The following is a 14,535-nucleotide window of genomic DNA, read 5'->3' on the forward strand; positions in this document are numbered from 1 at the left end:
CTGACGGCGTTAACCGCCGTTGACGGCGTTCGAACACCGTCAACGAACGCGAACACCGTCAGCGTGCAGCGCGACCGAAGTGCGGCGGAAACCTCAGGACGGGCTGACGACCGCGTCCATCTCCGGCTGTGCGTCGCCCGCAACCCGGCTCTCCGCGAGGACGGCGTCAGCAGCCTTCTTGGCCTCGGCGACCTTGTCGGAAGCGTCGGCGCTCGGCTTCAAGCCGCTGAGCACACCCTGGATCAGGTCGATCGGCAGGGGGATGACGACCGAGTTGTTGTTGTTGCTACCGATCTCCAGCAGGGTCTGCAGGTAGCGCAGCTGCAGGGTGGCGGGGTTGGTCGACATGACATCGGCCGCTTCGGCGAGCTTGGCCGACGCCTGGAACTCACCTTCGGCGTTGATGACCTTGGCGCGACGTTCGCGCTCGGCCTCCGCCTGCCGCGCGATGGCGCGCTGCATGCTGCCGGGGATCTCCACGTCCTTGATCTCGACGATGAGGACCTTGATGCCCCACGGCTCGGTCTGCTGGTCGATGACCTTCTGCAGGTCGGCGTTGAGCCGCTCCCGTTCGGACAGCAGGGTGTCCAGCTCCGCCTTACCCAGTACGGCGCGCAACGAGGTCTGGGCGATCTGACTGGTCGCCGCCAGGAAGTTCTCGACCTCGACGATCGAACGGTTGGCGTCCACGACACGGAAGTAGGTCACCGCGTTCACCCGCACGGGGACGTTGTCCCGGGTGATGACGTCCTGCGCGGGCACGTTGAGGGTCACCGTGCGCATCCCGACGCGGACCATCCGGTCGATCACCGGGATCAGCAGGACGAGGCCGGGGTCCTTCAGCGTGACCAGGCGTCCCAACCGGAAGACGACCCCGCGTTCGTACTCGCGCAGCACCCGGACGGAGGATCCCAGCAGGGCGACGAGTACGACGACGACGATTACAACGACAATTCCGAGGGCTTCCATACCGGATCCTTTTCCCACGAGTGCGGTCGACGAATCATCAAGGTCAATCCGTCGAGTCGTTCGATCACGATGGTTTCGCCCGCCGTAGGGGCGGGATCCTGCCATCCGAAACTGGTACGTGCGCTCCAGAGCGAGCCGTCCGCGGCCACTTGGCCCTCGTCCCCTGCCCACGTCTGTACGACACCGGCCACACCGGGTAAACGTTCCGGCCCGGACTGCGGTTCCAAGCGGTGCGACAGCAACACCTTCTGGCCCACGACGAACAGGAGGACCGCACCGATCACGGCGAGGATCAGGGCCACCGGAAGGGCGACGGCCAGTGGGGCGCCCGCGGCATCGACGATCAACCCGACGCCGCCGGCGAGCGCGAGGACGCCCGCCGAGCCGAAGATTCCGAAGCCGGGCACATGGGCCTCGAGAACCAGCAGCCCCAGTCCGCACAGGGCCACCAACACACCGATCGCAGCCATCGGGATCACCTGATCCGGGCGAACGGGCCGTCGCATGGAACGGAGCCCCAACCGACTCGACGCGCCTGTTCTGCCGATCTCAGAATACCCCGTGCCCGCAGCGCGGCCCCCGCCGTCTTCGCATCGGAAGCACCGTTCGAAACGCGCCCGCTCTTCGCCGACGAAGTTCTCCCGACGACCTGCAGGACGCCGTCCTCCGGGCGTAATCTCGTGGGTCGAAATCGCCGCTGTCGAGGGGTGTTTGTCATGTCGGATCAGGCAGTGCACTCGGCGCCGCCCCCGGCTGGGACCAAGACGATCGTGATGTGCCTGGACGGCACCAACGACCAGATCGGTGTCTCCGAGCCATCGAACGTCGCCAAGATCTTCCGGATGCTGAGCCTGGTCGATCGATCCCGGCAGATCGCGTACTACGACCCCGGTATCGGCACGCTGCCCGCGCCACACGCGCGGGGGATCATCGAACGACACCTGTCCACGGGGGAGGAGCTCGCCTTCGGGATCGGCATGAAGCACAAGCTGACCGAGGCCTACAGCTGGCTGATGCGGCACTACGCGTTCGGCGACCAGATCTACATCTTCGGATTCAGCCGCGGCGCCTACACCGCGCGCGCACTCGTTGGGATGCTGCACTGCCCCGGCCTGCTGCGCACGGGTTCGGACAATCTCATCCCGTACGCGATCGAGAAGTACGCGACGAACGACTGGCCCGACACCACCGCGGAGTGCGAAGGCCTCGCCGAGTTCGCCGACGCCTTCTGTTGGGGGACCGAGCAGACTCCGGTCGACCCCGCACTCCACGACCAGGTCACCGACGACGGGTGGAGGCACCCGGCGCTGGACGGCACCTTCTTCGTGCCGCACCACTCGGTGCCGGTCTCCTTCCTCGGCATCTGGGACACGGTGGAGGCCTCTGGCCTCGCCCACTTCCACGAACACCACTGGCGGTTCACCGATTCGGTCCCGAACGCGCAACAGGTGCGGCACGCCGTCTCCATCCACGAATGGCGCAACCCCTACCGCGCGATGCTGCTGCAGGACCGTCCCGACCGTCCGGGGCGTCTCGAACCCGAGGAGGTCTGGTTCGCCGGGGTCCATTCCGACGTGGGCGGGACCTACGAGGACGACCACCGTCTCGCGCTCATCGCGCTGAAGTGGGTCGTCGACGGAGTGGTCGAGAAACTGGTCCTGCGCGAACGGGACTCCTACTCGCTGCTGTTCCGTGCGCTCACCGAGACCGCGTACGAGGGCGTCGTCCATCCGCTGCCCAAGTCCTGGCTGGTGACCGGACCCCCCTACCACCGGCGCATCCCGGAGGGCGCCTGGATCCACCAGTCCGTCGCGTCCAGAGTCGCCGCTGACCACCTCGGGCCGTCGTGCGAACTCCCGTCGACCCACAACGTGACGGATCGTGCGTGGTATCAGCCGATTCCGCCGGATCGCCTGCAGGTCAGCCCCACCGCAGCGAAGTGACCGATCAGTTGACCGTGTAGGACGCCGAACCGTTGGCGTCCGTGGCGTTGGTGGCGCTCGCGGTCGCTGTGAGCGTGCGCTGACCTGAGTTGGTGTTGCTCATCGCGACGGTGAACTCGAGCGACGACGTCTGCTGGCCGGGGTCCATGGCGCCGGTCCACGTGAAGGTGAAGACCCGGTTGCCGCCCGAGGTCGCCACACTGGTGAAGGCCCAGCCGGTACCGGACACGGCGGTGGGAGCAGCCGTCGACACCTGCCCGCTGGGGAAGCGGACGACGACGGTCAGCTTCTGCACGCTGGCGGACACCGAGGGGTAGGACGCGTAGTAGACGTTCTGCACCTGCACCTGGGTCTGCAGACCGGTGGGCTTGCCCGACCCGTTGTACGCCGTGCCCGTGGTGTTCAGCGTGTTGAACGCGAGCTGCGCCGGCTGGACGCTGGTCGAGGCCGCTTCGGCAGGCGCGGGTGCTCCGATGAGGATCACCGGGGCGGTCCAGAGAGCGCCCGCGATGACGGCCCGTCGCCTGACGTGCGACCGCTCGTCCACGGCCACACCCCCTCGTTCACGGTTGTCCCCCAGCACGGCATCTCCCCGGTCAGTGTTTGGTAAAGAGAGAGTAAACCGTTGAAGGATCAAGAAGTGGCGAAACGCGCCGATCTCTCAAGAAAACTTCTTGTGATCGACTCTGGACCATCCATACGCACTGTCGGACGACCGTTCCGCGACGGAATCCGCACGTTGAGCATTCGGACGAAATGTCAGCTGTCTCAGGTGTGGCCAGTGCTGTCCCACCCTGCGCAGCGGGGGAGCGACATGGCGACATCGACCGCAGCGCCGGGGGCGCTCAGGCGGGTACGCGGGGTGCGCCCAAGGGCGCGGAAAGATCGGCGTGAGCGACCACAGGGACGTGTGCACGTACGCCGGAGCGCAGGAGAGCGCCTGCGAGCATCGTCAGCCCGAGTGAGGGCGCGGCTCAGCGCAGCGGGGGAGCGGCTCAGCGCAGCGGGAGAGCGTGGCTCTCACGCGATGCTCACCCGGCGGTAGGGAGAGGGGGCGCGAGCGTGCTCAGGCCCACCAGCGACGCAGCGTGTCGCTGATCTCCCACCAGGCCTGGTAGCCGACGTGGGTGCCGCCGGGCATGTTCAGGAAGCCGTGGGGCACGCCGCGGTAGCAGGTGTAGCGGGTCGGGACGCCGGCGGACTCGAGCGTCTGCGCGTACCGCTCGCCCTCGGGGTGCAAGGGGTCCAGCTCGGCGGTCTGCACCAGCGCCGGAGCGAGATCGGCGTGGCTGGCGGCGTGGGCCGGGGAGACGACCGGGTCGGTGCCGGTCAGGCCGGAGCCGGTGAGGTAGAAGGCCTCGAACGCGTCCATGTCCTCACCCGACAGGATCGGCGCGTTCCGGTAGGGCCGGTCGGTCGCCAGGTCGGTGGCCGGGTAGACGAGCACCTGACCGGACAGCTGCAGCCCCCGGTCCCTGGCGTGCAGCGCTGCGAGAGCGGCGAGGTTGCCGCCGGCACTGTCGCCGCCGACCGCGATCCGCGGCGCCGGGCTGGTGATGCTCCCGGCGCCCGTCGCGGCCCAGTCGAGGACGTCGAGGCAGTCGTGGACGCCCGCCGGGGCCTTGTCCTCCGGCGCCAGCCGGTAGTCGGGCGCGAGGACGACGCAGCCGGTCTGCTCGACCAGGAAACTCAGCAGCGGATCGAAGTCCTTCGGACGCCCGAGCGCCCAGCCTCCGCCGTGGTACCAGATGAGCACCGTGTCCGACGGTCCGGACGCCGGCCGCAGCACCCGGGTCGACACGGTGCGACCGTCGCGGACCGGCACCTGCACGGTCTCGATGACGGCACCGGGCGTCACCCGGCCGACCACCCAGGACACCGGGCCTCGCGGTGGCGGCGACAGCGCGCGTCGCTTCTGCAACTCCCCGGCGCTGAGCTCGCTGAGCGGCTTGCCCTGACTCATCGCCAGGCCCGTGCTGATCACCCTGGTGCGCAACGGCATACCCGCCGATGCCGTCCAGAGCGACCTCAGTCGCGCGCCACCGGCCACCAGTGCAGATCGCTCGTCCATGGCGCCAGTCTGCCGTCCGGGGATCGCTGGTTACTGTCGGGGGATGACTGCGCGCCGCGTGATGGGCATCGAGACCGAGTACGGCATCTCCGTCCCGGGCGACCCGACGGCGAACCCGATGAACCTGTCCGGAGCCGTCGTCACCGCGTACGCGACCCGCCAGGGCATCCGCTCCACCCGTGCCGGCTGGGACTACGAGGACGAGGCACCGCTGCGCGACGCCCGCGGTTACGACCTGTCGCGGGCGGCCGCCGACCCCTCCCAACTCACCGACGAGGCCGACCCCACGCTCGCGAACGTCGTCCTCACCAACGGCGCTCGCCTGTACGTCGATCACGCACACCCCGAGTACTCCTCGCCGGAGGTGACGAGCCCCCGCGCCGCCGTGGTCTGGGACCGGGCCGGCGAGCTGGTCATGCGGGAGGCGTCGCGGCTGCTGTCGCCCCCTGGCGCACCCGGCGTGAACCTCTACAAGAACAACACCGACGGCAAGGGCGCCTCCTACGGCACCCATGAGAACTATCTGATGCGCCGGTCCACGCCGTTCGCCGACATCGTCAAGCACCTCATCCCGTTCTTCGTGGTGCGCCAGGTGATGAGCGGTTCGGGCCGGGTCGGGATCGGTGCGGAGTCCACTCGCCCCGGTTTCCAGTTGTCCCAGCGCGCCGACTTCTTCGAGGTCGAGGTCGGGCTGGAGACCACGCTCAAACGGCCGATCATCAACACCCGCGACGAGCCGCACGCCGTCACCGACCGCTACCGGCGGCTGCACGTGATCCTGGGCGACGCCAACCACTGCGACGTCGCGAACGTGCTGAAACTGGGCAGCACCAGTCTCGTGCTCGCGCTGATCGAGGCGGGCGCGGTGACCCGTGACCTGACGCTGGATCAACCCGTGACGACCCTGCGCGAGATATCCCACGACCCGACGCTGCGCACCCGGGTGAAACTGGCCGACGGCACCAGCATGACGAGCCTGGAGCTGCTGCGCAGCTACCAGGAGATGGCCGACACGTGGCTGACCAAGACGTACGGCGACGGCCCCGGTGACTGGGACGAGGACACCGTGCAGGTCATGGCGCTGTGGGAGCAGGTGCTCACCGGCCTCGAACGCGACCCGATGAGTTGTGCGCGCCAGGTCGACTGGGTCGCGAAACTCACTGCGCTCGAAGGATTCCGGGCCAGGGACAACCTCGACTGGTCCGACCCGCGACTGCGCGCCATCGACATCCAGTGGTCCGACGTGCGTCTCGACAAGGGGCTGTTCCACCGGATGGCGGCTGCCGGGCGGTTCGACACGCTGGTCGATGAGGATGAGGTGCGCCGGGCGGTCACCGCACCGCCGGAGGACACGCGCGCCTACTTCCGGGGCCAGTGCCTGGCCCGGTTCCCCGACCAGGTGGCGGCCGCGTCGTGGGACTCGGTCATCTTCGACGTCCCGGGGCGCCCCAGCCTGCAGCGGGTGCCGATGCTCGAACCCGAGCGCGGCACCAAAGCGCATGTGGGGGAGCTGATGGAGCGCGCCCACAGCGCCGATGAGCTGCTCCGAGCGCTGGCCGTCGCCGACTGACCCGTCGCCGCTACCGCCCTGACGGGCCGGGCCCGACCCGGGCGCGCCCTGCGGTCGTGACGGATGCGCGCATTAGGGTGGACGAAGAGACCTCCTCAGCGAAAGCGAGCGACCATGGCCGGCCAGGAGCACAAGAGTCCCCAGCGTCGAGACGCCGATCCCGAGGGTGACGCGCCCGAGCCCGCCGCCCCCGCAGCCCAGGCCGGCAAGCAGGAGCTGGACGAGGACACCGACAGCATGCTGGCCGAGATCGACGGCGTGCTGGAGAGCAATGCCGAGGAGTTCGTCCGGGGCTTCGTCCAGAAGGGCGGCCAGTGACCTCACCCGAGGCGTCGAACGGCCGTCTTCCGGCGGCGTTCCTGCAGACCGGATCGGCGTCCTTCACGGAATTCATCGGCGCCCACGCCCCGCACCTCATCCCGGGCATGCGAGCCGTGCCCGGCGGCGCGCCGGTCGATGCGCCGCACGGCACCACGATCCTGGCGATCCAGTACTCCGGCGGCGTGCTGCTCGCCGGTGACCGCCGGGCCACGATGGGCAACCTGATCGCCAACCACACGATGCAGAAGGTGTTCACCACCGACGAGTACTCCGCGGCCGGCATCGCCGGCGCGGCCGGTATCGCCATCGAGTTGGTGCGACTCTTCCAGGTCGAGTTGGAGCACTACGAGAAGATCGAGGGCACGCTGCTATCGCTGGAGGGCAAGGCCAACCGCCTCGCCAGCATGATCCGCGGCAACCTCGGCATGGCGATGCAGGGACTGTCGGCCGTGCCGCTCTTCGCGGGCTATGACCTGGCCACCGATCGCGGACGGATCTTCTCCTACGACGTGACCGGCGGCTGTTACGAGGAGGCCGACCACCACAGCGTCGGCTCCGGTTCGCTCTTCGCCCGTGGCGCCCTGAAGAAGCTGTGGCGCGCCGGCCTCACCCGGGAGGACGCCGTCCGGGTCGCGGTCGAGGCGCTCTACGACGCCGCCGACGACGACTCCGCTACCGGCGGTCCGGACCTCGGCCGCAGGATCTGGCCCACCGTCGCCCTGCTGGACGCCGAAGGGTCGCGTTTCGTCAGCGCCGAACAACTCGAGCAGGTGGTGACCGCCGTGGTGGCGCAGCGCCGGGAGGAGGCCGATCCGCGATGAGCATGCCGTTCTACGTCTCGCCCGAGCAGCTGATGAAGGACCGGGCCGACTTCGCGCGCAAGGGCATCGCCCGCGGCCGTTCGGTCATCGTGCTCGGCTACGACGGGGGCATCGCCTTCGTCGGTGAGAACACCAGTCGCGCCCTGCACAAGGTCTCGGAGATCTACGACCGGATCGCGTTCGCCGCGGTCGGTAAGTACAACGAGTTCGAGAACCTGCGGGTGGCCGGCGTCCGGTACGCCGACTTCCGGGGCTACTCCTACGACCGGATGGACGTCACGGCGCGGGGCCTGGCCAACGCGTACGCACAGACCCTGGGCACCGTCTTCACCCAGGAGTCCAAGCCGTACGAGGTCGAGATCGTCGTCGCCCAGGTCGGCGCGTCGACCGACGAGGACCAGATCTACCGGCTCACCTACGACGGGTCCGTCGGCGACGAGCACGGGTTCGTGGCGATGGGCGGCGCGGCCGACGCGATCACCGAGCTGCTGCAGGACCGCTGGCACAGCGGGCTCGATCTGGGGCAGGCGCTGCGGCTGGCGGTGGAGGCTCTGGCACCCGATCCGCAGGGCGTCTCCCGTGAGCTCGGAGCCGCGCAGCTGGAGGTCGCGGTCCTGGACCGGCATCGGGAACGACGCGCGTTCCGGCGGCTGGCCGGGCCGTTGCTCGAGGCGCTGCTCAGCCCGGACGACCCCACCCACGACGTCCCGCAGACCGACGATCCAGGGGTCGGTTCACACGAGACGCTGACCGGTGAGGGCTGAGGTCGACCGCAACGAGCGGTAGTGAGTGCGTTCGCTCGGCTCGAGGTGCTCGACCGCGTAGGTCAGCATGGTGCGGGGCATCCGAGCGGCATTCCCGTCCAGGAACGTGCGCAGCAGCTCCACGTCGACCCGCTTGCCGACCTCGCGCAACATCCATCCGACAGCCTTCTGCAGCAGCGGCTCGGGGTCGCCGAGCAGCTGTTCGGCCAGTTGCAGCGTCGTGCTGGCGTCGCCTTGCTTGATGAACGCGAAGGACGCCAGCACCGCGACCCGCCGCTCCCACAGCACCGGTGATCCGGCGAGGTCCAGCAGCAGCCGGCGGTCCCGGTCCACGAGGTACTCCCCGAGGATGAACTCGGCCGAGGCGTCCACCAGATCCCAGTTGTCGATCCGGCCGCGACGGACTGCGGCCAGGTAGAACGCGACGTACGCTGCGCGCGCCCGCTCGTCGTACCCGCGAGCGGTCGACGCCGTTGCGAACGCCCGACCCAGGACGATGACCGCGAGCTGGCGGTGTTCGTGCACGGGGGAGTCGAGCAGCACGTCGAGCTGCACCAGTCCCATGCCACTGGCCTGACGGGCGACCTCGCGCACCGCCGGCATGCGCACGCCGATGAAGACGTCGCCCTCGCCGTACTCACCAGGTCCGGTCTTGAAGTAGCGCTGCAGAGCGGGCACGTCGCCGGGGTCGGCGACCTCGCCGAGAGCCCGCATCGCGGAGCGGGCATCGGTGAGGGCGGAACCGTTCGGCATCCGCTCAGTCTCGCATCGAGCCACGGTCGGATGGTGATTCGCGGCGGCCCGAACCCGTGCACGGGCGAAACCGGTGGCGGCTGTCGGTGGCCGATGACAGAGTCGGTCCCGGGCGCCCGATCGGTCATCAGGCATGGACGGCGGCGGATGCGCGAACTGACACATAGATCGGCAATAGACTGGTGCGGCCGGAGCGGGTCGCACCGGCGGGACAGGGGGAGTGGATGACCTCGGACGACCGGAGGGACGCGCTAGGGCGCCGCCCTCCTCTCGGCCCACCACCCGCCAAGCCTTCGCGTTACGCCGCGATGCGTCGGTTGCTGCCCTACCTGCAGCCCTACCGCACCCGCTGGCTGGCCATGGTGTTCGTCGCGGTGCTGAGCACCGTGGCGACGATCGTCATCCCGCTGATGACCAAGGTGGTGATCGACGGCCCGGTGCGCCACCACGATCGCACCGGCCTGTGGTGGTGGGGGACGGCCGCGCTGGCCATCGGGATGTCCGAGGTGCTCCTGTGGATCGTGCGCCGGTGGCTCGTGGCGCGCGCGACGATGGGCGTCGAGGCCGACATCCGCAAGGACCTCTACGCCCGGATGCAGTTGCTGCCGATGTCCTTCCACAGCAAGTGGCAGTCGGGGCAGCTGCTGTCGCGGATCATGAACGACCTCGGCACGGTGCGCCGCTTCCTGTCGTTCGGCGCCCTCTTCCTGCTGCTCAACACGATCCAGATCGTGGTCACCACACTGATCCTGCTCGCGATGTACTGGCCGCTGGGCCTGGTCGTGGTGGTCTCGGTGGTGCCGATCTGCGTGACCGTGCTGCGCAACGAGCGCAAGTTCACCGCCCTGTCCCGCAAGGCGCAGGACCAGTCCGGCCGTGTCGCCACGCACGTGGAGGAGTCCGCGCTCGGGCTGCGGGCGATCAAGTCCTTCGGCCGCGAGGACTACGTCTACGACCGGTTCGACACGCAGGTCAAGGAGCTCTACGACATCCAGGTCGGCAAGGTCTCCCTGCAGGCCACCTTCTGGACCATCCTGGAGGTCATCCCCAACGTCACCCTGATCCTCGTGCTGGGGCTCGGCGCCACCGCCGCGGGCCAGGGCCGGATCACGCTCGGCACGCTGGTCGCCTTCATCACGATGATGCTGTCCATCGTCTGGCCGATCGCGTCGATGGGATTCTTCCTGTCGATGACGCAGGAGTCCATGACGGCTGCCGACCGGATCGTCGAGGTCTTCGACGCTCCGCGGGAGATCCTCGACGGTGCCGGACTCGTGCCGGTCCGCGGCGGTGAGTTGGAGCTGCGCGACGTCGGCTACCGCTTCCCGGACGGTGAGAAGTGGGCGCTGCGCCACCTCGACCTGACGGTCCCCGCGGGTCAGACGCTGGCGGTGGTCGGCACGACCGGCTCCGGCAAGACCGTGCTGACCGGCCTGATCTCGCGGCTGTACGACGTGAGCGAGGGGCAGGTGTGCATCGACGGGGAGGACGTGCGCGACCTGCGCCTGGACGAGCTGCGCTCGGTCGTCGCCACGGCGTTCGAGGACCCGACGCTCTTCTCGATGTCGGTGCGCGAGAACCTCACCCTCGGCCGTTCCGACGCCACCGAGGAGGAGATCCGCGAGGCGCTGCAGGTGGTGCGCGCTGACTTCGTCGACGACCTGCCCTACGGTCTCGACACTCGCATCGGAGAGCAGGGGATGAGCCTGTCCGGTGGCCAGCGCCAACGACTGGCCCTGGCCCGTGCGGTGCTGGCCCGGCCTCGGATCATCGTGCTGGACGACACCCTGTCCGCGCTCGACGTGCACACCGAGGCACTCGTGGAGGATGCGCTGCGGGAGGTGCTGGTGGGAGTGACCGCGATCGTCGTGGCCCACCGTGCGTCCACGGTGATGCTCGCCGACCGGGTGGCCTTGCTGCAGGACGGGCGGATCACTCACGTCGGCACGCACCGCGAGCTCCTGCGGACGGTGCCGGAGTACCGCTACCTGCTCGCCGCGGAGGACGAGACCGCCGTACCCGCGGGGGGTGCGCGATGAGCACGGAGGTGACGGCGCGCACCGACGCACCCGAGGGCGACCCCACGGGGGAGGAGGCTCTCGCCCCCGAGCAGTGGCGCGGCCGGATCGCGGACCCCGAGCAGGAGGCCGTCGACGACGGCACGACGTACCGCGTCGAGGCACGCGCCCTGCTACGCGACCTGCTGCATCCCTACCGTCGGGCCATCGCGCTGCTCACGCTCGTGGTGGTGCTGGAGAACCTCTCCCGACTGGCCGTGCCCTTCCTGGTGCAGCGCGGCATCGACCACGGCATCCCGCCGATCGTGGCCCATCAGGGTTCGCGCACCCTGATGGTGGTCGTGGGGATCCTGTGCGTGGCCGTGATCGTGCAGGCGATCACTCGCACGTTCTTCCTGCGCCGGTCGGGGATCATCGGCCAACAGGTGCTGCTGGAGCTGCGTCGCCGCGTGTTCCGGCACTTCCAGCGCCTCGACGTCTCCTTCCACGACCGCTACACCTCCGGTCGCGTGGTGAGCCGCTCGACCAACGACGTCGAGGCCATCCAGGAGATGCTGGAGAACGGCTTCGACAGCCTCATCACCGCGGGACTCACCCTCGTCGGCACGGCGATCGCCCTGCTGCTGCTCGACATCAAGCTGGGGCTCGTCTGCCTGGTCAGCTTCCCCTTCCTGGTCCTGCTGTCCGCGTGGTTCCGCCGGGAGTCCTCCAAGACCTACCGCGAGGTGCGCGAGAGCGCAGCCTTGGTGATCGTGCAGTTCGTCGAGACCATGACGGGCATCAAGGCCGTGCAGGCCTACCGCCGCGAACCGCGCAACCAGCAGATCTTCGAGACGCTCGCCGACCGCTACCGCAGGATCAACGAGCGCACCTTCAAGCTCGTCGCGATCTTCATGCCCGGCGTGAAGCTGATCGGCAACATCACCACCGGTGTCGTCCTGATCTACGGCGGCTGGCGGGTGCTCGAGGGGTCGATGACGATCGGCGTCCTCGCGGCGTTCCTGCTCTACCTGCGGATGTTCTTCGAGCCGATGCAGGACATCACCCAGTTCTTCAACACCTTCCAGTCCGCCTCCTCCGCCCTGGAGAAGCTGGCCGGAGTGCTGGCCGAAGAGCCCAAGATCGCCGACCCGGCCGTCCCGAAGCCGTTGGACTCGGCGCTCGGCACGGTCGACTTCGACCACGTCGACTTCGCCTACGTGCCGGGGCACCCGGTGATCGCCGACCTGGACCTGCACATCCCGGCCGGGCAGACCGTGGCGGTGGTGGGCACCACCGGCGCGGGCAAGACCACCGTCGCCAAGCTGATGGCCCGCTTCTACGACGCGAGCTCGGGCAGCGTGCGCCTCGACGGCGTCGACCTGCGCGACGTGACGCAGGAGCAGCTGCGCCGGCAGGTGGTGATGGTCACCCAGGAGAACTTCATGTTCGAGGGGAGCGTCGCGGACAACATCCGGTTCGGCGCGCCCGACGCGAGCGACGGGCAAGTGCTCGCGGCGGCCCGTGCGGTCAGCCTGGATCGGTTCATCGACACCCTGCCGGACGGGTACGACACCGACGTCGGCAAGCGCGGCGGGCGACTGTCGGCGGGCCAGCGGCAGCTCGTGGCATTCGCGCGCGCGTTCCTCGCCGACCCCGCCGTCCTCATCCTCGACGAGGCCACATCCTCTCTCGACATCCCCAGCGAGCGGCTGGTCCAGCGCGCGCTGGAGACCGTGCTCGCCGACCGGACGGCGGTGATCATCGCCCACCGGCTGTCCACGGTCGCGGTCGCCGACCGGGTGCTGGTGATGGAGCACGGCAGGATCGTGGAGGACGGCAGCCCGGCGGAGCTCATCGCCGATGCGGGGCGCTACGCCGCGTTGCACGACGCCTGGACACGCTCGCTGGCCTGACGCCGCCCGGGCAACTCCCGGGTCGCGAGACTAAAGTCAGGTCATGGAGCGTCGCATCTTCGGTATCGAGAACGAGTACGGCGTCACCTGCACCTCCGCAGGGCAGCGTCGACTCTCCCCGGACGAGGTCGCGCGCTACCTCTTCCGCAAGGTCGTCTCGTGGGGCCGCTCCTCGAATGTGTTCCTGGGCAACGGTTCCCGGCTCTATCTCGACGTCGGCAGCCACCCGGAGTACGCCACCCCCGAGTGCGATGACATCCGCGAGGCCGTCATCCACGACAAGGCCGGCGAGCGGATCCTGGAGGGCCTGGTCGAGGAGGCGCAGCTGCGCCTCGCCGAGGAGGGCGTCGAGGGTCAGATCTACGTCTTCAAGAACAACACCGACTCCGCCGGCAACTCCTACGGCTGCCACGAGAACTTCCTGATCGGCCGGCAGGGGGAGTTCCAGGCCGTCTCCGACGTGCTCATCCCGTTCCTCGTGAGCCGTCAGATCATCTGCGGGGCCGGCAAGATCTCGATGCTCGGGCACAAGCCGACGTACTGCGTCAGCCAGCGAGCGGACCACATCTGGGAGGGCGTGAGCAGCGCGACGACCCGCTCGCGGCCCATCATCAACACCCGCGATGAGCCGCACGCGGACGCCGAGCGCTACCGCCGACTGCACGTCATCGTCGGCGACAGCAACATGAGCGAGACCACCACGCTGCTCAAGCTCGGCTCGGCACACCTCGTGCTGCAGATGATCGAGGCCGGTGCGCCGATGCGCGACCTGAGCCTGGAGAACCCGATCCGCGCGATCCGGGAGATCAGCCACGACATCACCGGTCGTACGCCGGTGCGCCTTTCCAACGGCAAGGAGATGTCGGCGCTGCAGATCCAGAGCGAGTACTTCGAGCGCGCGCGGGCGTTCGCCGAGAAGGAGGGCATCAGCGACCCGGTCACCAAACAGGTGCTCGACCTGTGGCAGCGCACCCTGACCGCCATCGACACCGACGACCTGGGCATGGTCGACACCGAGATCGACTGGGTCATCAAGCACCGCCTGCTCGACCAGGTCGCGGCCAAGCACGGGCTGGGGCTGGACGACCCGCGGCTGCAGCAGATCGACCTCACCTATCACGACATCAACCGCCGCCGCGGGCTCTTCTACCTGCTGCAACGCCGCGGGAAGGCCGCCCGAGTGTGCACCGACCCGGAGGTCTTCGCGGCCAAGACCTTCCCCCCGCAGACCACCCGCGCCAAGCTGCGCGGCGACTTCATCCGGTCCGCCCAGGCGCACCGTCGTGACTTCACGGTCGACTGGGTGCACCTCAAGCTCAACGACCAGGCGCAGCGCACGGTGCTGGTCAAAGACCCGTTCTCCGCACAGGACCCCCGCGTGGAGCGGCTGATCGACGGCATGTGACCGCT

Annotated in this window: 13 protein-coding genes; 8 read left to right on the plus strand and 5 right to left on the minus strand. The window is 68.9% G+C overall.

What is annotated here, in order from left to right; genetic code table 11:
• Nucleotides 1-93: 93 nt before the first annotated feature.
• Both HNR15_RS08055 and HNR15_RS08060 read right to left on the minus strand, forming a co-directional pair.
• Complete coding sequence (locus HNR15_RS08055) at nt 94-969, minus strand: slipin family protein (protein WP_179480658.1); 876 nt, start codon at nt 967-969, stop codon at nt 94-96.
• Nucleotides 942-1,439, minus strand: a complete 498-nt coding sequence (locus HNR15_RS08060; RefSeq protein ID WP_179480660.1) for an NfeD family protein — start codon at nt 1,437-1,439, stop codon at nt 942-944. The genes HNR15_RS08055 and HNR15_RS08060 overlap by 28 nt, the downstream gene beginning before the upstream one ends.
• A gap of 246 nt (nt 1,440-1,685) precedes the next feature.
• Here HNR15_RS08060 and HNR15_RS08065 point away from each other — a divergent pair, with 246 nt between their 5' ends.
• Nucleotides 1,686-2,912 (plus strand): T6SS phospholipase effector Tle1-like catalytic domain-containing protein, encoded by a 1,227-nt coding sequence (locus HNR15_RS08065; protein WP_179480662.1) that lies wholly within the window; start codon nt 1,686-1,688, stop codon nt 2,910-2,912.
• A 4-nt stretch (nt 2,913-2,916) separates the two neighbouring features.
• Here HNR15_RS08065 and HNR15_RS08070 read toward each other — a convergent pair whose 3' ends face one another.
• On the minus strand, nt 2,917-3,465 hold the full coding sequence (locus HNR15_RS08070; protein WP_179480665.1) for a hypothetical protein: 549 nt from the start codon (nt 3,463-3,465) through the stop codon (nt 2,917-2,919).
• Nucleotides 3,466-3,978: 513 nt separating this feature from the next.
• On the minus strand, nt 3,979-4,983 hold the full coding sequence (locus HNR15_RS08075; RefSeq protein ID WP_179480667.1) for an alpha/beta hydrolase: 1,005 nt from the start codon (nt 4,981-4,983) through the stop codon (nt 3,979-3,981).
• Between the two features lie 43 nt (nt 4,984-5,026).
• Here HNR15_RS08075 and dop point away from each other — a divergent pair, with 43 nt between their 5' ends.
• The 4 genes from dop (at nt 5,027) to prcA (ending at nt 8,459) form a co-directional block, all read left to right on the plus strand.
• A complete protein-coding gene (gene dop / locus HNR15_RS08080; RefSeq protein WP_179480669.1) occupies nt 5,027-6,553 on the plus strand; it encodes a depupylase/deamidase Dop in 1,527 nt (508 codons plus the stop codon).
• A gap of 114 nt (nt 6,554-6,667) precedes the next feature.
• The gene (locus HNR15_RS08085; protein ID WP_179480671.1) at nt 6,668-6,871 is read left to right on the plus strand and encodes a ubiquitin-like protein Pup; all 204 of its coding nucleotides are present in this window, start codon (nt 6,668-6,670) and stop codon (nt 6,869-6,871) included.
• Nucleotides 6,868-7,695, plus strand: a complete 828-nt coding sequence (gene prcB / locus HNR15_RS08090) for a proteasome subunit beta (RefSeq protein WP_343048469.1) — start codon at nt 6,868-6,870, stop codon at nt 7,693-7,695. The genes HNR15_RS08085 and prcB overlap by 4 nt, the downstream gene beginning before the upstream one ends.
• Entirely contained in the window at nt 7,692-8,459 is a 768-nt protein-coding gene (gene prcA, locus HNR15_RS08095; RefSeq protein WP_179480673.1) for a proteasome subunit alpha, read from the plus strand. Before prcB ends, prcA begins: the two co-directional genes overlap by 4 nt.
• Here the strand turns inward: prcA and HNR15_RS08100 are convergent.
• The gene (locus HNR15_RS08100) at nt 8,430-9,212 is read right to left on the minus strand and encodes a DNA alkylation repair protein (protein WP_218883601.1); all 783 of its coding nucleotides are present in this window, start codon (nt 9,210-9,212) and stop codon (nt 8,430-8,432) included. The two genes, prcA and HNR15_RS08100, sit on opposite strands and share 30 nt — an antisense overlap.
• Before the next feature lie 308 nt (nt 9,213-9,520).
• Between HNR15_RS08100 and HNR15_RS08105 the strand changes: the two genes are divergently transcribed.
• The 3 genes from HNR15_RS08105 to pafA are packed head-to-tail and all read left to right on the plus strand — an operon-like array spanning nt 9,521 to nt 14,530.
• Nucleotides 9,521-11,251: an ABC transporter ATP-binding protein gene (locus HNR15_RS08105; RefSeq protein WP_246305903.1), complete on the plus strand. Its 1,731-nt coding sequence runs from the start codon at nt 9,521-9,523 to the stop codon at nt 11,249-11,251.
• Complete coding sequence (locus tag HNR15_RS08110; RefSeq protein ID WP_179480677.1) at nt 11,248-13,125, plus strand: ABC transporter ATP-binding protein; 1,878 nt, start codon at nt 11,248-11,250, stop codon at nt 13,123-13,125. Before HNR15_RS08105 ends, HNR15_RS08110 begins: the two co-directional genes overlap by 4 nt.
• 43 nt (nt 13,126-13,168) lie before the next feature.
• A complete protein-coding gene (gene pafA / locus HNR15_RS08115; protein WP_179480679.1) occupies nt 13,169-14,530 on the plus strand; it encodes a Pup--protein ligase in 1,362 nt (453 codons plus the stop codon).
• The last annotated feature ends 5 nt before the right edge of the window (nt 14,531-14,535 follow it).

Source organism: Allobranchiibius huperziae, from assembly GCF_013410455.1.
In the GTDB taxonomy this organism is placed as follows: domain Bacteria; phylum Actinomycetota; class Actinomycetes; order Actinomycetales; family Dermatophilaceae; genus Allobranchiibius; species Allobranchiibius huperziae.